Here is a 20,355-nt window from a genome sequence, read left to right as displayed (position 1 = left end):
CAGCGAAGTCGCTGGCGTTTTTTTATTCGTTTGGAGCTATCGCTTATTTATTTTCGTTTAGATAATCCAATACCACCTCGTGGTGTGTCTTGGTTTTAAACTTATTGAACACGTGCTCGATAACGCCTTCTTCATTAATCAAAAAACTGATTCGGTGCAGTCCATCATAGACCTTACCCATAAATTTCTTCTCGCCCCACACTCCAAACTGCTCTGCAACTGCGTGGTCTTCATCAGACAGTAGAGTGAAGTTTAGCGCGTCACGTTCGATGAACTTACCAAGACGCTTTACAGGGTCGATACTTACACCCAATACCACGACATTGTGCGCATCGAGTTCGGCTTTGACATCACGAAGTCCTTGGGCTTGTACCGTACAACCTGGTGTCATCGCTTTTGGGTAGAAGTAAAACAGCACTTTTTTGCCAGCAAAGTCACCGAGTGATACGGTGTTGCCATCTTGATCCAATAATGAAAATGCGGGTGCTGGCGAGCCTGCAGTTAAAGTGTTCATTGTTCTTCCTTTTTATAGACTGTTTTTAATGAAATTAAGTGAGCCTTGTACGGCTAATTTCTGGCAAAGTTCATCAAACTCTTCTTGTAATTGCATGATATTGCGTTCGGAATCGACACTGGCCGTAATAGCGATATGGAACTGATTAGATTCACTGCCCACTTTTTCTTTGCTAATGGTTTGAGCGCTCAATGAAGCAAGTCCAATCTCTTTCTCGGCAAAAAATTGCGTGAAGTGCTCTGTCAATCCTGGCTTGTCTTCAGACTCAACAAACACTTCCATCGTGTAAGAGGTATCAAGCGGCGCATGAGTTGAGGTGCGCTTCATGATGGTGATGAGGTTATGCTCTTGACCGAGCAAAGGTAATGTCGTTTCGACGCGAGTGACGGCTGCATTGTTGCCAGAGAGCAGCATGATTAGGGTGAACTCATTGCCAAAAAGTGCAATGCGACTGTCAACAATGTTGCATCCAGACTGAGTGACCAGGTGAACAACTTGGTTGCACACACCCGGGCGATCGGTTCCGACCGCAGTAATCACCAAATGTTGAGTCATAGTCTCACTTATTATCTTGTTAGGATTATTAATTCGATAGCTTAGCACAGATGGCGATGATAGAAATGCTAGTGCTTCGCTTTAGAATTAATTTTATACAATTGAATCGATGGTTTGATTTTCCTTACTCGATACTGACATTAAGACAAATAAAAGGCGTAATTTGCCAAATATCTAACATCTGATAAATATTCATTCATTTAGGTGATTTAAGCGCAGTTAATCGCTTGTCTTTTTCAATCGCCTTACAGTACCATGCAGAAAGTAACAAATGAGGGAGAAGGACATGTTTTCAGGAAGTATCGTAGCGTTAATTACACCGTTTAATCATGATGGCGAAGTCGACTATGTCAGCTTAAAGAAGCTTGTTGACTACCATGTAGCCGCGGGTACCAATGGTATCGTTGCTGTCGGCACCACAGGTGAGTCTGCAACGCTAACTATTGAAGAGCATGTCAAAGTCGTGTTGAAGACGGTGGAGTTTGCCGATGGCCGTATTCCTGTGATTGCAGGTACGGGGGCAAATGCAACCCATGAGTCTGTCACGTTTAGCCGCTTGCTAAATAACTCTGGCATTGTTGGCTGCTTAAGTGTCACTCCTTACTACAACAAGCCAACGCAAGAAGGGCTTTTCCAGCACTATAAGGCGATAGCTGAAGAGAGCGACGTTCCTCAGATCCTATATAATGTCCCAGGTCGCACTGCGGTAGATTTAAAGCCTGAGACAGTTGCACGCTTAGCGGAAATCGATAACATCGTGGCATTGAAAGATGCAACGGGCGATCTTGGACGAATTGCAATTCATCGTGAACTTTGTGGCGAAGATTTTATCTTACTAAGTGGCGATGATGCGACGGGTCTTGAATTCGTTAAGCAAGGCGGCCAAGGCGTGATTTCTGTCACGAACAATATTGCCGCTGAAGATATGGCGACCATGTTCCGATTGGCCAAAGAAGGCAAGTTTGACGAAGCGGAAATCATTAATCAGCGATTAATGGCTCTTCACAAGAACTTGTTTATTGAGTCTAGCCCGATTCCAGTGAAGTGGGCCGCGCACAAACTTGGTCTTATCACAAACGGTGATTTGCGCCTTCCTCTGACCGAGCTGTCAGAAAGTGCGCGCCCGATTGTGGCTCAAGCAATGACAGAAGCCTGCATCTACTAATTTAAGAAAAATTGCCGAAGACCACTCTTCGGCATTTACTTATCAGGAGTTTCAATGAAATTGTCTCACCAGCTAGTTCTCAGTTCGCTAGCTGTTTTTGTTTTAACAGCATGTTCTGGTAACGCGACTCAACGCCGTCAGGCGAAAGATGACTTCGAGTATCTTGATACTCCAGCGTTAGAAGAATGGAAGATGGCTGAAGGTGCGGAGCCTCAGTTTTATACCAACTATCAAATCCCTCAGGGTGATTACGCTGGTGGCATCGGAAAAGAGGTCGACATTCGCCCACCTCAGCAAGTGCTTGAGTTAATCCCTGGAGCTCGAGCAGAACGTAAGCAAGGTGAAACAACCCTATGGTTGCTCCGAGAGAGTGAGCTCGATACTGTTTGGGCGACTGCGATGAAAATGCTTCAAGAGCAAAACATCGGTATTCGTGAGCAAACCGCGACACGTGTCGAGACCGATTGGGTGACTTGGTCATCGGAAGATGAAGACGTTGAACTTGGCGCTCGTTATGAAATCGATAGAGTGAAAGCGGGCGGACGTCACGGCTTTAAAATTGCTCTAATCGACTGGAAAGAAGCAGGCAAAGAGATGCCTGTCACTGCGCTAAATAAAGAGCGTTACAATGCCTTGATGACTAACTTGGTGACGGCGCGTTACGATCTTGACCTTCGTGAAGAAGCACAGCGCAAAGCGCAAGAATTGGTTAAGCATATTCCAATTACCATGGGCTCCGACCGAAGCGGTTTCCCTGTTATTATTGCTCGTACGCCTTATAACGTGCTTTGGCAACGCTTGCCGCGATTACTGCCAAACATGGGCTTTACGATTGAAGAGCGCAATCAGTCTCAAGGTACGATAAAAGCGAAGTATGCTTCGCCAGACGATGAGTTTTGGACAGAAATCGGCGTTAAGCCAATTGGTTTAAGTTCAGGTACTTACACCTTCTTGTTTGGTGACTTGGGTAACCGTACGTCAATTAACGTAACGGATTCCTCAGGTAAGCCAGTGGAAGAAGAATTACTGAAAGATATGGTGCCTGTATTGAGCGCTGTAGCTGGTAAAAACAACCAAGAGTAATTTACCGTTACGCTGAGATAATAAAAAAGCTGACTTATCACTAAGTCAGCTTTTTTTGTTTCTAGGTGAACGCTATAGAATCATTGCGGCAATCCAGCCAAAAATGATAAGAGGGATGTTGTAGTGCACAAAGGTGGGAACGACGGTTTCCCAAATATGTTCATGCTGGCCATCCGCGTTAAGTCCTGATGTTGGACCTAAGGTTGAATCTGATGCCGGTGAACCTGCGTCACCAAGTGCCGCCGCTGTGCCCACAAGGGCAATGGTTGCCATTGGTGAGAAACCAAATGCCGCCGCCAAAGGAACGTAAATCGTTGCGAGAATTGGAATCGTAGAGAACGAAGAACCAATGCCCATAGTAACCAACAAGCCTACAACCAGCATTAATAGTGCTGCCATTGGTTTGTTGTCACCAATGCTGGTTGATAATGCTTCAACCAAAGATTCGACACCGCCTGTCTGCTTCATTACTGCGGCAAAGCCTGCTGCGGCAATCATGATAAAGCCAATCATAGCCATCATGTGAACGCCCTTGGTAAACACGTCGTGCGTCTCTTTCCATGCAATCACACCACCGAAGGTAAAGACCATAAAGCCAGCCAAACCGCCGATAATCATTGAGCCCGTTGACAGTTGAACTGACAAAGCAGCAACAATACCCGCTGCGGCAACCCAAATATTCTTTTTATTAATGCCTTTGGGAGTTTCTTCAATATGAGTCAACTCAGTTTCTTTATACTCACGTGGCTTACGGTAGCTGAAGAAAATGGCTGTAAGTAAGCCAAAAATCATGCCCGCTGCAGGTAGTAGCATTGCGACAGGAACCTGACTAGCAACGACATTTTCTAGACCATTGTCATGCAAGTTCTTTAACAGGATATTGTTTAAGAAAATGCCACCAAATCCGACTGGTAAAACCATGTAAGGAGTGACTAGGCCGAAGGTGAGTACACACGCAATCATGCGGCGGTCTAGCTTCAGTTTTGCGAACACGCCCAATAGAGGTGGAATCAAAATGGGAATAAAGGCGATATGGACAGGCACAATGTTTTGTGAAGACATGGTCACAAGCACTAGTGCAATAAGTACAGCATACTTAAGGCCTGTAGAGGCTGTACCATTTTCTTGGCCGTGAATGCGTTTGATAACGCTGTTGGCAAGAAGGTCGGTAATACCAGATTTTGAGATAGCGACGGCAAAAGTACCAAGCATGGCGTAGCTTAGTGCGATCGTTGCACCGCCCCCAAGACCGCTTTCAAAAGCAGCAATAGCGTCGTTGAGGCTCATGCCTGCTACTAAACCACCGACAATCGCACTGAATGTCAGGGCAACCACGACATTCACGCGCATCAGTGCTAGGAGCAGCATGATACATACTGAAATAACAACAGGATTCATAGTTTTCTCTTTGTTGTGTTTACTTATTAATTATTGTTCTCGGCATCAGCGTCAATGAGTGGCCAACCCCCTAGGGCTTTCCATTTATTGACGATGCCGCAAAAAAGCTCTGCTGTTTTTTGTGTGTCATAGAGAGCAGAGTGGGCTTCTTTGTTGTCAAATTCCATCCCAGCAGCTTTGCACGCTTTGGCTAACACAGTTTGCCCGTAAGCGAGACCGCTTAGCGTTGCGGTGTCGAAGGTTGCGAAGGGATGGAAAGGGACTCGTTTAAGCTTGCTACGGTCACTGGCTTCCATGACGAAGCTGTGATCAAACTGAGCATTGTGCGCGACGATGATGGCACGACTGCAATCGGCCGCTTTTTGCTCTTTGCGTACTAGCTTGTAAATTTCTTTGAGTGCTTCTGACTCGGGAATTGCCCCACGAAGTGGGCTAAAAGGGTCACGAAGACCGATAAAGTCGAGCGCCTCTTTTTCGATATTGGCGCCTTCGAATGGCTCAACATGAAAGTGAATGGTCGATGCGGGTTGGAGATCGCCGTTGTCATCCATTTTTAAAGTAACGGCACAAATTTCCAAAAGTGCATCGGTTTTGGCGTTGAACCCTGCAGTTTCAACATCGATAACTACGGGGAAATAGCCGCGAAAGCGTTTTTTAAGCGTCAATGCTTCGTTTTCTACAGTCATGTTGGCTTATAATTGTGTGACAAGGGCAGCATTATTGCAGATTCTTTGATCAAGAAAAACCGCATTGTCGAATTTAAAGTCAATCGTAATTGATAGTTTTATTTTTCCTTGTGTGATGGAGAAGGAATGCCACCTTGGCGAGATTTTTGCATTGTATCTACTGTCTCAACTGAGCGCGGCAATATTCCGCCTCAGCCCATGCTGTCATTAAGAGAAGTAACACACTATGAAGAAGCGGTTTGCAACAGGACTGACACTCGCCTTAGCGACGATTGCACACAACAGTTGGGCAATGGATGTGCGCTACGTGGCTTCGCCACAACAGTCCCAGTGGCAAATGATCACCAATACACCGCTAGAGTGTCGTTTGGTCCATCCCATTCCGAATTATGGCGATGCCGTGTTTTCTTCTTTTGCCAGCAAAAAGATCAATCTTGATTTTGAGTTAAAAATGAAGCGCCCAATGGGGAAAACACGTGATGTTTCCTTAACTTCTATGCCACCGGCGTGGCGTCCGGGGGAAGGTGCTAACCGAATCACCAACATCCGATTTTTCCAGCAGTTTGACGGTTATGTCGGCGGGCAAACGGCGTGGAGTATACTCAGCGAGTTGGAAAAAGGGCGTTACCCAACATTTAGTTATCAAGAGTGGCAAAGTCGTGATGAGCGTGTGGAAGTCGCGTTGTCATCAGTACTGTTCCAGAATTCCTACAATGTGTTTAGTGACTGTATCGCAAATTTATTGCCGTATAGCTTTGAAGATATCGCCTTCACGATTCTTCACTATGACCGAACCAGTGTTGAGTTAAACAAGCAATCACAGAAGCGTTTGGCGCAAATCGCGGAGTATATTCGTCATAATCAAGATATTGATTTGGTGTTGGTGTCCACTTACACCGACGCAGAAGACAGCAAGAGCGCCAGTCAAAATCTTTCAGAGCGACGAGCTGAAGTGCTGCAAGATTACTTTAAGTCGTTAGGTTTACCTGAAGATCGCATTCGAGTGCAGGGCTATGGCAAACGCCGTCCTGTGGATGATAACGCGTCACCGATTGGGAAAGACCGAAACCGAAGGGTGGTGATTTCTCTGGGGCGAACTCAGGTCTAAAGCCAAAATAGCCAGCATGTCGCTGGCTATTTTGAGCAGGATCGGTGATTAGTTTAAACGGAACTTAGCAATAAGATTGCAGTTGGTCGCGGTGTCGATATCTTGCACCAGCTGGGCAATTTTAGGATTTGGATGGCGCTTCATAAACTCGATCAACGCTTTTTTACAACACCCCATCGAATCGATAAAGGCGTCACAATCACTGTTTGGACATTGTGGAACCAAGGTTAAAACTTTTTCAGATGCGAGTTGAAGGTATTTAAGCTCGTAGGGTACATCACCCATCTGGCGCCAGAACATCGCCATATTGTGACAAGATATCACCGAAATCATTAAGCGATCTTCGACGTCAACGTCATCGGCATCTCCGATACGCTCACTGAGTGTTAATGCTTGTTGATAGTGAAGAATACTCCGTAAGTGATCCTCTTCATTCATTGCCATGTCTGCGAGCAATGTATGTTTCTCCCACTCTGCAATACCCATGATCTCATTCTCCTCGTGATTAGTAGAGTGAGATTAAATGATAATTATTATCAAGTAAAGGTTAAAAAATAAGACAGCGTGTTGCTGCCTTATTTCATACTTGATTCGGTCGTTTAACCTTCTAGCCCCGCTGTGGCCGATTTGTTCTGAATAAGCTCGATCATGTAGCCATCAGGGTCTTTCACAAAGGCAATATGTGTTGAACCACCTTTTACTGGGCCAGGCTCTCGGGTCACGTTGCCGCCTGCCGCTTTGATTGCGTCACAAGTGGTGTAGATGTCGTCGACACCTATTGCGATATGGCCAAATGCGGTGCCAAGGTCGTACTCTCTCGTACCCCAGTTGTAAGTTAACTCAATCACGGCACCTTGCGATTCATCACCATAACCTAAGAATGCAAGCGTGTATTCGTACTGCTTGTTTTCATTGGTGCGAAGTAGAGTCATTCCCATGACTTCGGTGTAAAACTGGATCGATTTATCAAGATCACCTACGCGAAGCATAGTGTGCAGAATGCGTCCGTTTGACATTGTTCACTCTCCTAACTTTCTGGATAGACTTTTTCTTTGAATTCACACAGGTCTTCAATAATACAGCTTCCGCAGCGCGGCTTGCGTGCCACACAAGTATAGCGGCCATGAAGAATGAGCCAGTGATGGACATCCAATTTGAATTCTTTAGGTACGACCTTAAGCAATTTCTCTTCAACTTGGTCGACATTTTTGCCCATAGCAAATTTAGTGCGATTGGATACGCGGTAGATGTGGGTATCGACGGCAATGGTAGGCCAACCAAAGGCAGTATTGAGCACCACATTCGCCGTTTTACGCCCGACACCCGGCAAGGCTTCTAGTGCCTCGCGATCTTCTGGTACTTCACCGTTGTGCTTTTCCAATAAGATCTGACACGTTTTAATCACGTTCTCAGCTTTCGAGTTAAACAAGCCGATGGTCTTAATGTACTCTTTGACACCATCCACGCCTAAATCAAACAATCCCTGAGGGGTGTTGGCAACAGGGTAGAGCTTATCCGTTGCTTTGTTGACACTGACATCGGTGGCTTGCGCTGAAAGCAGGACCGCAATCAACAACTCAAAAGGGGTACTCCAGTTGAGCTCGGTTTGCGGGCTTGGGTTGTCTGCTCTCAGCCGTTCTAATATTTGACGGCGTTTATCTTTGTTCATTTGAGGCTGCTTTCCAGTGTTTTTTTATTGTTAGTTTGTTACTCGCGCTCGTTCTATCGTTGGTTTTTCTTGTTTTGGTTGGCGAGCTTCAAGTTGTTTATCGATAATATTTTTGACGGCGATGAGTAGCCCCACACCAATAAAGGCACCCGGAGGGAGAAGGGCAAGCAAGAAGCTGTTATCAAACTGAAAGACTTCGATTCTCAGCGCTTTGGCCCATTCACCGAGTAGTAGGTCTGCACCTTCAAATAAAGTGCCATTGCCTATCACTTCACGCATTGCACCGAGAACGACTAACACGCTTGTCATGCCCATTCCCATCCAAAAACCATCTTGCGCAGACGGTAAAACATCATTTTTAGAGGCGAAGGCTTCTGCGCGGCCAATGATGATGCAGTTGGTGACGATCAGTGGAATGAAAATCCCAAGCGACAGGTACAAACCGTAGGCGTATGCGTTCATTAATAGCTGAACACAGGTCACCAGTGCGGCAATGATCATTACAAACACTGGGATACGCACTTCTTTTGGTACGTAGTCGCGTACTAGAGAAACGGTGACGTTGGATCCGACGAGAACCAACAGCGTGGCGATACCCAGTCCAAGTGCGTTGGTGACAGTGGAAGAGACCGCCAACAGTGGACAGAGCCCGAGTAGCTGCACCAGTGCGGGGTTGTTGTCCCACATACCATTTTTAATCAGCGCTTTGTGTTCACTCATTGTTGCCTCCGCAGTTTAGAGGTTGGTTGAGAATTTGCTCACGATGTGTGTTGACGTAAGAGACGGTATTCTTGACTGCTTTTACGACAGCACGCGGTGTAATGGTTGCCCCGGTAAACTGATCAAATTGCCCGCCATCTTTACGCACTTTCCAGGTTGATTGATTTTCTTCGGTTACCGTTTTGCCCGAAAAACTCAATATCCAATCGCTGACACGCAGGTCAATCTTGTCACCTAAGCCAGGTGTTTCTTGATGGCTTAGAATACGTGAACCAAGAACTTCTCCGTTTTGTGCGATGCCAACAATCAATTTGATCGCGCCATTGTAGCCATCAGGTGCAATGGCTTCGATGGCCAATGCAGACGGTTGTCCTGCGATTGACGCCATATAAACCGGCATAGGTTGTTCGGTGCCTAAAGCAGAGTCACTGACAAATGTGCAGGCTTGATATAGGTCGTTGTCATGCAACTCTTGAGGAATCACTTGGTTGAGTACTGACAACAGCTGAGCTTGCTCTTGCTGGTGGATCTGGTCTTTGGTTAAGTAGTGCGTCAACGCGACTAAGCCTGTGGAAGCACAAGCAAATACGGCAAGGACAACACCATTTTTACGAATTGCTTTTAACATGCTGCTCCTTAGTGTCCATAGGTACGTGGCTTAGTGTAATAGTCGATCAGAGGGACGCACATATTGCCTAAAAGAACGGCAAAAGCGACACCGTCTGGGAAGCCGCCCCAGCTTCGAATAATAAACACCATCACACCAATGAAAGCACCGAATATCAAACGTCCCTTAACCGTCGTTGACGCAGAGACAGGGTCAGTTGCGATGAAAAACGCGCCTAGCATGGTTGCGCCAGAGAGCAGGTGCAGTATTGGTGAAGCGGTTTCACCCGGAGCTAATAATAGGAACAGGCCACTTGCCGCCGTTAGACCCAGTAAAAAGCTGACGGGAATATGCCAGCTAATGATGCGAAGTTTAATTAATGCAAGACCGCCAATCAGATACGCTAAGTTCACCCATTCCCAGCCAATGCCAGCAAGAGCGCCAAATTGTGGCTGAGACATCGCTTCGCTCGCGGTATTTCCGGTAAGAAGGGCTGTCTTAAACGCATCCAGTGGCGTTGCCATCGTAATTCCATCGATACCCGAGCGAATTTGTTGCAGCGATAGGCCATCTAAGTTGAATCCGGTAAAGATGAGCGAGAATGCATCCCCCATTGAGATAGATGTCGCTTGCAGCTCATTCGGTGATACCCAGCTTGTCATCTGGACAGGGAAAGAGATGAGCAAGACGACATAAGCGACCATGGCAGGATTGAATAGGTTCTGTCCTATGCCGCCATACAAGTGCTTTGCGATGACAATGGCAAAAATAAGACCGATGACAACGATCCACCATGGAGAGAATGGTGGAATGGCGATCGCAAGCAACCAAGCGGTTACTATGGCGCTGTTGTCGCGCAGTGCCGACATCGGAGAGCGCTTGCGGCAAACCATCACTAACGCTTCTAGGCTTAAGCCGACAGCTAAAGCGAGTATTAGCTGAATTAGGGTTCCCCAACCAAAGAAGTAGGTTTGTGCTGCCAAGCCTGGTAGTGCACATAATGCAACCCACTTCATTAGGTCAGGAGTGCTTCTGCGACTGTGCGCATGGGGTGAGCTGGCAATAAAAAAGGCCACTACTCTTTCTCCTCAGAATTTTGTTGTTCTTTCGCTTGTTGTTGCGCAGCTTTGCGCGCTTTAGCTCGTGCAATGGCAGCCGCGACAGCAGCTTTTTTTGGATCGTCCGCTTGTGCAGGCTCAGCCTCGGTTTCCTCAACTTGCGGCTTCGCTTCTGGTTGAGCTTGCTCCGCTTCTTGCGCAGCTTTACGCGCTTTAGCTCGCGCAATGGCAGCAGCAACAGCGGCTTTTTTTGGATCGTCCGCTTGTGCTGGCTCAGCCTCGGCTTCCTCAACTTGCGGCTTCGCTTCTGGTTGAGCTTGCTCTGCTTCTTGCGCAGCTTTACGCGCTTTTGCTCGGGCAATGGCAGCAGCAACAGCGGCTTTTTTCGGATCGTCCGCCTGTATAGGCTCAGCTTCGGTTTCCTCAACTTGCGGCTTCGCTTCTGGTTGAGCTTGCTCTGTTTGCTGTGCAGCTTTACGCGCTTTTGCTCGTGCAATGGCAGCAGCGACAGCGGCTTTTTTCGGATCGTCCGCTTGAGCAGGTTCAGCCTCGGCTTCCTCAATTTGAGGCTTCGCTTCTGGTTGAGCTTGCTCTGTTTGCTGTGCAGCTTTACGCGCTTTTGCTCGTGCAATGGCAGCAGCGACGGCGGCTTTTTTCGGATCGTTCGCTTGAGAAGGTTCAGCCTCGGCTTCCTCAACTTGCGGCTTAGTTTCCTCTGCTCCTTGCGCGGCTTTGCGTGCTTTCGCCCGTGCGATGGCAGCAGCGACAGCGGCTTTTTTCGGGTCGTCCGCTCGAGCAGGTTCAGCCTCGGCTTCCTCAACTTGAGGCTTCGCTTCTGGCTGAGTTTGTTCTGCTGCCTGCGCGGCCTTACGTGCTTTCGCTCTTGCTATCGCATCGGCGACTGCAGCTTTTTTATCGCTGGTAGGCGCGTCGCTGTTTGTTTGTTCGGCTTTCTTAGCTTTTGCTCTAGCGATTGCAGCAGCAACAGCGTCTTTTTTGTCTGAGCTGTCAGCACTATGCTCTGAAGGCGATTGTTGAGCTTTTTGTGCTTTTCGCTCACGAGCTTGGCGTTTGCGTTCCTCACGCAACTTCATCATTTCGGAATTGTCGGGTTCGCTACTGCCTGAATTTTGCGCAGCAGCCTGTTTAGCCTTCGCTTTGGCTATGGCAGCGGCAACCGCAGGTTTTACCGTATTTTCAGTAGGTGCTTTGTCCGATTTCTGCGCTTTTACGCGTGCGATGGCGGCGGCAATCGCGTCATCACTGCCAGACTTTTTCATCTCTTTGCGACGATCGTCAGCCGCTTTCTTGAAGCGATTTTCTCGTTCGGCTTTATCTCGCTCCATGCGCGCTTTTTTCTCTTCAAAGCGTATTTTCGCGCGCTCTGCTGCTTCCGCCTCTTCTTTACGAGTGCGAATTTCTGCTTTTGCTTGGCGGTAGTATTGAACAAGTGGAATTTCACTCGGGCAGACAAATGCACACGCCCCACATTCAATACAGTCTTTTAGGTTTAGCTCTTCACACTTATCGAACTCTTCAGCTTTGGCGTGCCACTGGAGTTGTTGAGGAAGCAATGACGCGGGGCAGACTTCTGCACACTGACCGCAACGAATACACGCCATCTCATAGTGATCTGGTGAGATCTCTTTGCGAGTCGGTGCGAGGATGCAGTTTGCGGTTTTGGTGACGGGCACATTGGCATGTGGCAAGGTGAACCCCATCATAGGGCCCCCCATAATTAGGCGAGGCAGTTTTTTATCGGCTTTGTAGCCAAATTCATCGAGTAGCGCTTGCACAGGAGTACCGATTCGCGCCCAAACGTTTCTTGGCTGCTTAAAGGTATCGCCTGTTAACGTAACGATGCGCTCGATGAGTGGTTCGCCGTCGCAAACCGCGCGCTTGATAGCCTGTAGCGAGCCGACATTTTGCACCAGCAAACCAATATCTGCAGGTATCCCATTTGCTGGCACTTCTTTATTGGTAAGAATTTTGATGAGCTGTTTCTCACCACCAGAAGGGTATTTGGTCGGAATCACTCGGATGACAATGTCTTTATTTAGTGCCGCGTGTTGTAGAGCCGCGACCGCGTTTGGTTTATTGTCTTCAATGCCAATGATGGTCAGTTTCGGCTTGAGAATATGCTCAACAATTTCGATACCTTGGATGATTTCGTCGGCATGTTCTTGCATCAACATGTCATCTGCGGTGATGTACGGCTCACACTCCGCCGCGTTGACAATCAATATATCGGTACGTGCTAAGCCAGATTGAATCTTCTTCGCCGTCGGGAAGCCTGCGCCACCCATGCCTGAAATACCCGCTTGGCGGATAATTTCAATCAGTTCATCAGGGGAGGATTGGCGATAGTCTTCCACGCATTCGCGATCTATCCAGGTATCTTCGCCATCTGGATGAATGACAATGCACAGCTCGGATAATCCTGAAGGGTGAGCAGTTGTTCTATGCTCTATCGCTACAACCTTGCCGGAGGTTGGAGCGTGGATAGGTAGCATAAAGCTGGTGTCGTATTTGGTCAGTGCTTCGCCTTTTTTGACCTCGTCACCCACATTCACTGTTATCGTACCCGGCTTGCCAATGTGCTGTTTGACAGGCAAGACAATCTCGCTAGGGAGACTGGCACGCGCGATGGGTGATTGAATGGACTGTCGCTTGTTTTCTGGTGGGTGAATACCGCCTGGAAAATCCCAGAGAGCGCCCGTTCTAATTTGTTCGATTAATGACAACATACCAGTCCTTAATTCACACTTTTCTGCTTGGCTGCAGAATCGGTAATATCAACAACAGGAATGGCGTCCAGTTGCCATTTCCAGTTCGCTGTAGTGGTTTCTACAGGAATCATTTCAATACAATCTGTCGGACAAGGCGCGACACACAGGTCGCAGCCTGTACATTCATCTTTTATAACGGTGTGCAGTGCCTTGGTGCCACCCACGATGGCATCGACAGGACAAGCTTGGATGCACTTAGTACAGCCGATGCACATATCTTCGTGAATAAAGGCAACAGTCTTAACATCATCCAGTTCGTGGGCTGACTCTGTGGCTTCTACGCCCATTAAATCTGCCAGTTTTTCAATCGTGGCTTGCCCGCCTGGAGGACATTTATTGATTGCATCGCCGTTCGCGATCGCTTCTGCATACGGGCGACAGCCTGGGTATCCACACTGACCACATTGAGTCTGAGGTAAGATGTTGTCGATCTGGTCTACGATAGGATCCGCTTCCACTTTAAAGCGAATAGAAGCAAAGCCAAGAATCGCGCCAAATACGGCAGCCAATGCTGCTACGGCTAATACCGCAATTAGAATCGAGCTCATTACAATTTCACCAACCCAGTAAAGCCCATGAATGCCAGCGACATAAGTCCTGCGGTAATCATTGCGATAGATGCACCTTTAAAGGGAGCGGGTACGTCAGCCGCGGTAATACGTTCACGCATGGAAGCAAACAGAATCAGCACTAACGAGAAACCGACCGCAGCACCAAAACCATAAATGATGGATTCAATAAAGTTATGGTTTTCATTGATATTGAGTAACGCGACACCCAGAACCGCACAGTTGGTCGTGATAAGGGGTAAGAAAATCCCCAGTAAGCGGTAGAGTGTTGGACTGGTTTTGTGGACCACCATTTCCGTGAACTGTACGACAACAGCAATCACTAGAATGAAGCTCATGGTCCTGAGGTACTGAAGACCAAGAGGCGCTAGAATGTAGTTTTCAACAAGGTAGGCACACACGGAGGCGAGGGTTAAAACGAACGTTGTCGCTAACCCCATTCCGATTGCTGTTTCCAGTTTTTTGGACACGCCCATAAATGGACATAAGCCCAAAAACTTCACCAGTACAAAGTTGTTTACTAGGACTGTGCCTACCAACAACAAAAGATATTCGGTCATAGTTATTTATTTGAGAAATTCCGATCCCGATATTATCGTGCTTTGCCAAGCCAATAACAACCAAGGAAAGATAAGGTTTTATGCTGTTGAGTGAAATTTATACGGATTTGGTGGCAAAAAGTCGCACGAAATATCGATAGAGAGGGTCGTCGATGCTTATCAGATGGGCGTAGCGCGATCGAACTTAGGTTGTAAACGCCATCAATGCGAAAAAAGCCCAATCTCTCGATTGGGCTTTTCTCTAAATCTGGCTCCTCCTGCTGGGCTCGAACCAGCGACCTGCGGATTAACAGTCCGTCGCTCTACCAACTGAGCTAAGGAGGAATTGCTTTAAGCGGGGCGAATCTTAACGATCCAGTTTGACCCTGTCAACATTAAATAGGCTGTGAATGATGATTTTTTGCGTAATAAAAAACTTTACTTTCTTGTAGCCCTTATCAGACAAAGGCTAGATTTACTTATCCACCAAAATTGTGGATAACTATGTTAATTAAACTTGAGCAATTAATAAACAATCGATTTGTAGAGTATTAAGTCTAAAAATAATCAATAAAGATCATTTTGTAACCGGTTGTATAATAAAGCGTCAGGTTAACTTTTAGCCATTTTGTGACTAAATTGGATCGAGTGGATTATTTCTGTGATCAAGTGATATAGCGGGAAAATGTGAATAACTTGTGAGCTATTTGAAAGACTTTTTGAGAAGGGATCTCTGCTAGGGCGGAAGATAGTAACAGGATTGAAATTGATGATCTAGCGATCACAGTACAAATTTATTAAAACAGCGAGATATTTTTTCCTCAGCTATTGTTTCTGTATATTTATACAGTCACAATAATGGATTGATGAAAAGTGGATAAGGCCGAGGTGTCTATGGGTAAAGTATTTGAATTGGTATCGGATTATCAGCCATCGGGCGATCAGCCGACCGCCATCAATCAGTTGCTAGAAGGTTTAGATTCAGGGTTAGCCCACCAAACTTTGCTCGGGGTAACAGGGTCTGGTAAGACGTTTACTTTAGCGAATGTGATCGCCAAAGCGCAACGACCAGCCATTCTCTTAGCACCGAATAAAACGCTAGCAGCGCAGCTGTATGGGGAAATGAAATCATTTTTTCCTCACAATGCGGTTGAGTACTTTGTTTCGTATTACGACTATTACCAACCAGAAGCCTATGTCCCAACAACAGACACCTTCATTGAAAAAGACGCTTCAGTAAACGCACATATCGAGCAGATGCGTTTGTCTGCCACCAAAGCACTACTTGAACGAAAAGATGCCATCATTGTTGCGTCGGTCTCCGCGATTTATGGTTTGGGGGATCCAGAAGCCTATCTGCAAATGATGCTGCATATTCGTCGCGGTGATGTTTTAGATCAGCGCGATATTTTGCGTCGTCTTGCAGAACTTCAATACAGCCGTAATGATGTTGCCTTTGAACGCGGTCAATTTCGCGTTAGGGGAGAGGTGATCGACATTTTCCCTGCAGAATCGGATCAAGATGCGGTTCGTATTGAGATGTTTGATGATGAAATTGACTGCATTAGCATTTTTGACCCACTGACGGGTGTGGTAAAACAGCGCGATTTACCACGTTTCACTATTTACCCGAAGACCCACTATGTAACCCCACGTGACCGGATTCTAGATGCGATTGAAAACATCAAGGTCGAATTGGAGTCGCGTAAAAAGTATCTCCTAGAAAACAACAAATTGCTTGAAGAACAGCGGATCTCACAACGTACTCAGTTCGATATAGAAATGATGAACGAACTCGGTTTTTGTTCTGGAATCGAAAACTACTCTCGTTACTTGAGTGGGCGCAAAGAGGGAGAGCCGCCTCCGACTTTGTTTGACTATCTTCCTCATGATGGTCTTCTAATCATCGATGAATCGCACGTCACCGTGCCACAAATTGGCGCCATGTATAAAGGTGACCGTTCTCGGAAAGAGACTTTGGTAGAGTTTGGTTTTCGCCTACCTTCGGCACTTGATAACCGACCAATGAAGTTTGAGGAGTTTGAATCTATTGCTCCGCAAACCATTTTTGTTTCAGCGACGCCCGGTAATTATGAGCTGGAAAAATCTGACAACGAGATCGCCGATCAGGTGGTTCGTCCTACTGGTTTACTTGACCCTGAATTAGAAGTACGCCCTGTAGCAACCCAAGTGGATGACCTGTTGTCTGAAATTCGAATTCGCTCTGTTAAAGATGAGCGTGTTCTGGTTACCACACTCACTAAGCGTATGGCAGAGGATTTGACTGAGTACCTTACGGAACATGATGTGAAAGTGCGCTATCTCCACTCTGATATTGATACGGTTGAGCGTGTTGAAATTATCCGCGATCTGCGCTTGGGCGAGTTCGATGTCTTGGTCGGCATTAACTTGTTACGTGAGGGCTTGGACATGCCGGAAGTGTCTTTAGTTGCTATCTTAGATGCCGACAAAGAAGGTTTCCTTCGCTCCGAACGGTCATTAATTCAGACCATTGGTCGTGCTGCGCGAAATGTCAGTGGTAAAGCGATCCTGTACGCGGATTCGATCACCAAATCGATGAAGAAAGCGATGGACGAGACCAATCGCCGCCGAGAGAAGCAGCAGGAATACAATGCAAAAATGGGCATTGAACCACAAGCTCTGAAACGCAACATTAAAGACATCATGGAGCTCGGTGACATCACCAAGAGCAAGAAGCAGCGTGTGAGTAAAGCGGTACCGTTATCGAAGGTAGCGGAATCGTCACAACGTTATGATGTCATGACACCACAACAGCTTGAGAAAGAGATCAGCAAACTAGAAGCGCAAATGTATCAACATGCGCAAGATCTGGAATTTGAATTGGCGGCAGAAAAGCGCGATCAGATCGAAAAACTGCGTCAGCAATTTATCGCCAACAGTTAACGGCTTTATCAAGATAAAAAAATAGCCAATAGATAAGGTATCTATTGGCTGTAATTTGTGAATAATACATTCACTAACAACGTCAGTTGGCTAGGTGACCCATGAGGGTCATAGTACTTTTAGCAGATACCGTGCCACAAATATTGTGCGTGATTCATCCAAATTCCTACTAATTTTTGCCAAAACAGCCCAATCAATTTGCAAAATGCAAAGCGCAATGCAATCATTTAACAAATTGCAAAATAATAATTGGCTAGGCTATGCAAGAACACACAGATAATCAGAACGCAAAATATTTGCTGATGGTTGAGGATACCGCGTCTGTCGCGGCTCTTTATCGCTCCTATCTAACCCCGCTTTGCATCGACATCAATATTGTCGGTACAGGACGGGATGCAATCGAAAGTCTTAATTTTCGAACCCCCGACCTTATTCTCCTTGATTTGCGTCTTCCCGATATGACAGGGATGGATGTACTTTACGCGGTGAAAAAGAAAAACCCAGACGTGCCAGTTGTATTTATGACCGCGCATGGCTCTATCGATACGGCGGTAGAGGCGATGCGTCACGGCGCACAGGATTTCTTAATCAAGCCCTGTGAAGCCGACCGACTACGTGTCACCGTCAACAATGCATTACGCAAAGCGAGTAAGTTGAAAAACGAGGCTGACTATCCAGGTAACCAGGGTTATCAAGGGTTTATCGGTAGTAGTCAGACAATGCAGGCCGTTTATCGAACCATTGACTCTGCGGCGTCGAGTAAAGCCAGCATCTTCATCACTGGTGAGAGCGGTACGGGTAAAGAGGTGTGTGCAGAAGCGATCCATGCAACCAGCAAGCGCGGTGATAAACCGTTTATCGCGATTAACTGTGCTGCGATTCCAAAAGACTTGATTGAAAGTGAACTGTTCGGTCACGTTAAAGGGGCATTTACCGGTGCCGCGACCGATCGTCAAGGAGCGGCTGAACTGGCCGATGGCGGAACTCTTTTTCTTGATGAGTTGTGCGAAATGGATCTCGACTTACAGACCAAGCTTTTGCGTTTTATTCAGACCGGTACCTTCCAGAAGGTGGGATCATCTAAAATGAAAAGCGTGGATGTTCGTTTTGTGTGCGCGACCAACCGTGACCCTTGGAAAGAAGTGGAGGAGGGACGTTTTAGGGAAGACTTGTACTACCGTTTATATGTTATCCCGCTTCATTTGCCACCATTGCGCGAGCGCGGTGACGACATCATTGAAATTGCCTATTCGCTGCTGGGCTTTATGTCAAAAGAAGAAGGTAAGGATTTCGTCCGCTTGTCTCCGCAGGTAGTGGATCGATTTGCCAGCTACGAGTGGCCAGGAAATGTGCGCCAATTGCAAAATGTGCTGCGCAATGTTGTGGTGCTCAATAATGGCAAGGAAATTGATTTGTCTATGTTGCCTCCGCCATTAAACAAACCGACGGAGAACCAAATTCGGGTTGATTTGCCTGTGTCTGATGAGTTTTCAGTGCAAGACATTTTTCCACTTTGGTTAACAGAAAAGCGAGCCATTGAGCAAGCTATTAAGGCATGTGATGGCAATATCCCTAAAGCGGCGGGCTATTTGGATGTCAGTCCATCGACCATCTATCGCAAGCTGCAATCATGGAATTTGAAGGAAACACAGTAATTATCATGGATGTATTAAACAAAGAGAAAATTGAGCGTTTGGCCAGCGAGATTGGCGCGGACAATGTCCCCATTCTCCTTGATATATTCTTAGGCGAGCTAGCTCAGTACAAAAGCAAGCTGACTGATGATTCGAGCTTGGATGTGGTGTCTTATCTAAAAGAGATCAGTCATGCACTCAAAAGTAGTGCTGCGAGCTTTGGGGCTGAGGTGCTGTGTGCTTATGCCATAGAGTTGGATTCTATGGCAAAAGCCGGTCAATCGTTTGATCCAAACAGCAGCCGAGACAAAATGATTGATCTACTGAGTGAAACCGAATCGCACTATCAGCGTTTAGTTTCTCAGTAAGGCATCAATGGCGTCATGCAATTTGTCTCGGTCATGACGCCAGTCTCGATTGGGTGAAGCGAGCGGTGTGGTGACACAGTTCCACTCTTCTAGTTCAGGGTGCGCTTCTTCGCCGAGCACCACGTCTATCTGTCGGCCTTGGCAGGCTCGCTCGCACCATTCCAGTTTTTCACGTAAACTCATTTTACCGGCGGGCCCGAACTCAGGCGATAAGTTCTCAACGAATATAAGCTGAGCTTTCTTGTTATTGGCGATTGCGCGACCAACTTCTGACAGGAGTAATGGCGGCATAATACTGGTCAAAAAACTGCCCGGACCAAGAATAATGGCATCCGCTTGCTCAATGGCGATCACGCCTTCTTTTGTCGCAGGGACTTCTGGCTCCAAATCAAGCCTAACCAATTTCTCAGGCATCTCATCAACACTGGTTTCGCCAGTCACCCAGTGTCCTTCAGTCGATAGCGCTTTTAAATCTGAAGGATGTTCAGACATCGGAATGATATTTACATCCACTCTGAGCATGTTGCGGATTAGGTTTGTGGCATCGAGAGGACGTACTGATAAGTTGTCTAATGCGGTGAGCATGAGGTTACCCAAATTATGGCCATCAAGTTCACCCGAGCCTTTGAAACGGTATTCAAACATCATTGAACTGATGGAAGGATCGGTAATCAACTGATTAATGCAGTTACGCGTATCGCCCCATGCTATGCCGCCTTGGCAGCTGCGGATTCGGCCAGTAGAGCCGCCGTTGTCTGTGGTTGCAACGATTCCCGTTGCGTTCTCGCCAAAGTCTTTTAAAGCCGCAAGAATACGACCAAGGCCATGCCCACCGCCGATCGCCACCACTTTTTTGCTTGAATACAAAGTCATTATTTTCGTCTTATTTTTTTATAACCAACTACAATTTAGAATATTGTATTAATAGGAGATACTCAAAACGAGGTATTTTGAGTTACGTGCATGTT

20 protein-coding genes and 1 tRNA gene are annotated in these 20,355 nt (G+C 46.8%); 6 read left to right on the top strand and 15 right to left on the bottom strand.

Translation table 11 applies throughout. From position 1 onward, the window contains the following. Positions 1-43: 43 nt before the first annotated feature. Together bcp and OH458_RS02425 are read right to left on the bottom strand one after the other, a co-directional pair. Positions 44-514 (bottom strand): thioredoxin-dependent thiol peroxidase, encoded by a 471-nt coding sequence (gene bcp / locus OH458_RS02430; protein ID WP_269977158.1) that lies wholly within the window; start codon positions 512-514, stop codon positions 44-46. A gap of 12 nt (positions 515-526) precedes the next feature. Further along, positions 527-1,069 (bottom strand): glycine cleavage system protein R, encoded by a 543-nt coding sequence (locus OH458_RS02425; RefSeq protein ID WP_005476377.1) that lies wholly within the window; start codon positions 1,067-1,069, stop codon positions 527-529. 286 nt (positions 1,070-1,355) lie between these two features. Between OH458_RS02425 and dapA the strand changes: the two genes are divergently transcribed. Together dapA and bamC are read left to right on the top strand one after the other, a co-directional pair. Beyond that, entirely contained in the window at positions 1,356-2,234 is an 879-nt protein-coding gene (gene dapA / locus OH458_RS02420) for a 4-hydroxy-tetrahydrodipicolinate synthase (RefSeq protein ID WP_039482894.1), read from the top strand. Positions 2,235-2,288: 54 nt separating this feature from the next. Further along, positions 2,289-3,317 carry an outer membrane protein assembly factor BamC gene (gene bamC / locus OH458_RS02415; protein WP_038133823.1) on the top strand — a complete coding sequence of 343 codons (1,029 nt, stop codon included), beginning with the start codon at positions 2,289-2,291 and terminating at the stop codon, positions 3,315-3,317. Between the two features lie 72 nt (positions 3,318-3,389). Here the strand turns inward: bamC and OH458_RS02410 are convergent, their stop codons facing one another. After that, positions 3,390-4,715, bottom strand: coding sequence for a Na+/H+ antiporter family protein (locus tag OH458_RS02410; RefSeq protein ID WP_269977157.1), 1,326 nt, complete (start codon positions 4,713-4,715; stop codon positions 3,390-3,392). Between the two features lie 26 nt (positions 4,716-4,741). After that, on the bottom strand, positions 4,742-5,401 hold the full coding sequence (rnt, locus tag OH458_RS02405; protein ID WP_038133829.1) for a ribonuclease T: 660 nt from the start codon (positions 5,399-5,401) through the stop codon (positions 4,742-4,744). 226 nt (positions 5,402-5,627) lie between these two features. Here rnt and motY point away from each other — a divergent pair, with 226 nt between their 5' ends. Next, positions 5,628-6,509, top strand: a complete 882-nt coding sequence (motY, locus tag OH458_RS02400; protein WP_269977156.1) for a flagellar protein MotY — start codon at positions 5,628-5,630, stop codon at positions 6,507-6,509. Between the two features lie 48 nt (positions 6,510-6,557). Here motY and OH458_RS02395 read toward each other — a convergent pair whose 3' ends face one another. The 10 genes from OH458_RS02395 to OH458_RS02350 form a co-directional block, all read right to left on the bottom strand. Then, complete coding sequence (locus OH458_RS02395) at positions 6,558-6,995, bottom strand: DUF2753 domain-containing protein (protein ID WP_005476910.1); 438 nt, start codon at positions 6,993-6,995, stop codon at positions 6,558-6,560. A gap of 113 nt (positions 6,996-7,108) precedes the next feature. Continuing rightward, the gene (gloA, locus tag OH458_RS02390; protein ID WP_269977155.1) at positions 7,109-7,525 is read right to left on the bottom strand and encodes a lactoylglutathione lyase; all 417 of its coding nucleotides are present in this window, start codon (positions 7,523-7,525) and stop codon (positions 7,109-7,111) included. A gap of 11 nt (positions 7,526-7,536) precedes the next feature. Beyond that, positions 7,537-8,178, bottom strand: coding sequence for an endonuclease III (gene nth, locus OH458_RS02385; RefSeq protein ID WP_269977154.1), 642 nt, complete (start codon positions 8,176-8,178; stop codon positions 7,537-7,539). A 30-nt stretch (positions 8,179-8,208) separates the two neighbouring features. After that, on the bottom strand, positions 8,209-8,898 hold the full coding sequence (locus OH458_RS02380) for an electron transport complex subunit E (RefSeq protein ID WP_269977153.1): 690 nt from the start codon (positions 8,896-8,898) through the stop codon (positions 8,209-8,211). Further along, the gene (gene rsxG, locus OH458_RS02375) at positions 8,891-9,526 is read right to left on the bottom strand and encodes an electron transport complex subunit RsxG (protein WP_269977152.1); all 636 of its coding nucleotides are present in this window, start codon (positions 9,524-9,526) and stop codon (positions 8,891-8,893) included. Before rsxG ends, OH458_RS02380 begins: the two co-directional genes overlap by 8 nt. Before the next feature lie 8 nt (positions 9,527-9,534). Beyond that, a complete protein-coding gene (gene rsxD / locus OH458_RS02370; RefSeq protein WP_269977151.1) occupies positions 9,535-10,581 on the bottom strand; it encodes an electron transport complex subunit RsxD in 1,047 nt (348 codons plus the stop codon). Beyond that, positions 10,581-13,310: an electron transport complex subunit RsxC gene (gene rsxC / locus OH458_RS02365; protein WP_269977150.1), complete on the bottom strand. Its 2,730-nt coding sequence runs from the start codon at positions 13,308-13,310 to the stop codon at positions 10,581-10,583. Before rsxC ends, rsxD begins: the two co-directional genes overlap by 1 nt. Positions 13,311-13,318: 8 nt before the next feature. After that, positions 13,319-13,900, bottom strand: a complete 582-nt coding sequence (gene rsxB, locus OH458_RS02360; protein ID WP_038133845.1) for an electron transport complex subunit RsxB — start codon at positions 13,898-13,900, stop codon at positions 13,319-13,321. After that, a complete protein-coding gene (gene rsxA, locus OH458_RS02355; RefSeq protein ID WP_005476911.1) occupies positions 13,900-14,481 on the bottom strand; it encodes an electron transport complex subunit RsxA in 582 nt (193 codons plus the stop codon). The genes rsxB and rsxA overlap by 1 nt, the downstream gene beginning before the upstream one ends. Positions 14,482-14,729: 248 nt before the next feature. Next, positions 14,730-14,805, bottom strand: a tRNA-Asn gene (locus OH458_RS02350). A gap of 549 nt (positions 14,806-15,354) precedes the next feature. On the opposite strand from OH458_RS02350, the gene uvrB reads away from it, so the two are divergent. From uvrB to luxU, 3 genes are all read left to right on the top strand, one after another. Then, positions 15,355-17,385 carry an excinuclease ABC subunit UvrB gene (uvrB, locus tag OH458_RS02345; protein ID WP_005473426.1) on the top strand — a complete coding sequence of 677 codons (2,031 nt, stop codon included), beginning with the start codon at positions 15,355-15,357 and terminating at the stop codon, positions 17,383-17,385. Positions 17,386-17,645: 260 nt separating this feature from the next. Next, entirely contained in the window at positions 17,646-19,040 is a 1,395-nt protein-coding gene (luxO, locus tag OH458_RS02340) for a quorum-sensing sigma-54 dependent transcriptional regulator LuxO (RefSeq protein WP_005473429.1), read from the top strand. Between the two features lie 2 nt (positions 19,041-19,042). Beyond that, positions 19,043-19,387 (top strand): quorum-sensing phosphorelay protein LuxU, encoded by a 345-nt coding sequence (gene luxU / locus OH458_RS02335; protein WP_179944672.1) that lies wholly within the window; start codon positions 19,043-19,045, stop codon positions 19,385-19,387. On the opposite strand, the gene yvcK is transcribed toward luxU, so the two are convergent. Continuing rightward, positions 19,373-20,260 carry a uridine diphosphate-N-acetylglucosamine-binding protein YvcK gene (gene yvcK, locus OH458_RS02330; RefSeq protein WP_269977149.1) on the bottom strand — a complete coding sequence of 296 codons (888 nt, stop codon included), beginning with the start codon at positions 20,258-20,260 and terminating at the stop codon, positions 19,373-19,375. The genes luxU and yvcK overlap by 15 nt on opposite strands. Positions 20,261-20,355: the final 95 nt, after the last annotated feature.

This window comes from Vibrio sp. MarTm2 (assembly GCF_027587055.1).
In the GTDB taxonomy this organism is placed as follows: Bacteria; Pseudomonadota; Gammaproteobacteria; order Enterobacterales; family Vibrionaceae; genus Vibrio; species Vibrio sinaloensis_D.
Note: the sequence above shows the minus strand (reverse complement) of the source record. Positions and strands in the feature narration are given on the sequence as shown.

Bases quoted from the DNA above. Each gene is read 5' to 3' on its own strand.
- dapA (WP_039482894.1), top strand. From the start codon at position 1,356: ATGTTTTCAGGAAGTATCGTAGCGTTAATTACACCGTTTAATCATGAT.
- bcp (WP_269977158.1), bottom strand. From the start codon at position 514: ATGAACACTTTAACTGCAGGCTCGCCAGCACCCGCATTTTCATTATTG.
- nth (WP_269977154.1), bottom strand. From the start codon at position 8,178: ATGAACAAAGATAAACGCCGTCAAATATTAGAACGGCTGAGAGCAGAC.
- OH458_RS02380 (WP_269977153.1), bottom strand. From the start codon at position 8,898: ATGAGTGAACACAAAGCGCTGATTAAAAATGGTATGTGGGACAACAAC.
- luxO (WP_005473429.1), top strand. From the start codon at position 17,646: ATGCAAGAACACACAGATAATCAGAACGCAAAATATTTGCTGATGGTT.
- uvrB (WP_005473426.1), top strand. From the start codon at position 15,355: ATGGGTAAAGTATTTGAATTGGTATCGGATTATCAGCCATCGGGCGAT.
- rnt (WP_038133829.1), bottom strand. From the start codon at position 5,401: ATGACTGTAGAAAACGAAGCATTGACGCTTAAAAAACGCTTTCGCGGC.
- motY (WP_269977156.1), top strand. From the start codon at position 5,628: ATGAAGAAGCGGTTTGCAACAGGACTGACACTCGCCTTAGCGACGATT.
- rsxC (WP_269977150.1), bottom strand. From the start codon at position 13,310: ATGTTGTCATTAATCGAACAAATTAGAACGGGCGCTCTCTGGGATTTT.
- rsxB (WP_038133845.1), bottom strand. From the start codon at position 13,900: ATGAGCTCGATTCTAATTGCGGTATTAGCCGTAGCAGCATTGGCTGCC.
- gloA (WP_269977155.1), bottom strand. From the start codon at position 7,525: ATGTCAAACGGACGCATTCTGCACACTATGCTTCGCGTAGGTGATCTT.
- bamC (WP_038133823.1), top strand. From the start codon at position 2,289: ATGAAATTGTCTCACCAGCTAGTTCTCAGTTCGCTAGCTGTTTTTGTT.
- rsxA (WP_005476911.1), bottom strand. From the start codon at position 14,481: ATGACCGAATATCTTTTGTTGTTGGTAGGCACAGTCCTAGTAAACAAC.
- OH458_RS02410 (WP_269977157.1), bottom strand. From the start codon at position 4,715: ATGAATCCTGTTGTTATTTCAGTATGTATCATGCTGCTCCTAGCACTG.
- rsxG (WP_269977152.1), bottom strand. From the start codon at position 9,526: ATGTTAAAAGCAATTCGTAAAAATGGTGTTGTCCTTGCCGTATTTGCT.
- OH458_RS02425 (WP_005476377.1), bottom strand. From the start codon at position 1,069: ATGACTCAACATTTGGTGATTACTGCGGTCGGAACCGATCGCCCGGGT.
- OH458_RS02395 (WP_005476910.1), bottom strand. From the start codon at position 6,995: ATGGGTATTGCAGAGTGGGAGAAACATACATTGCTCGCAGACATGGCA.
- yvcK (WP_269977149.1), bottom strand. From the start codon at position 20,260: ATGACTTTGTATTCAAGCAAAAAAGTGGTGGCGATCGGCGGTGGGCAT.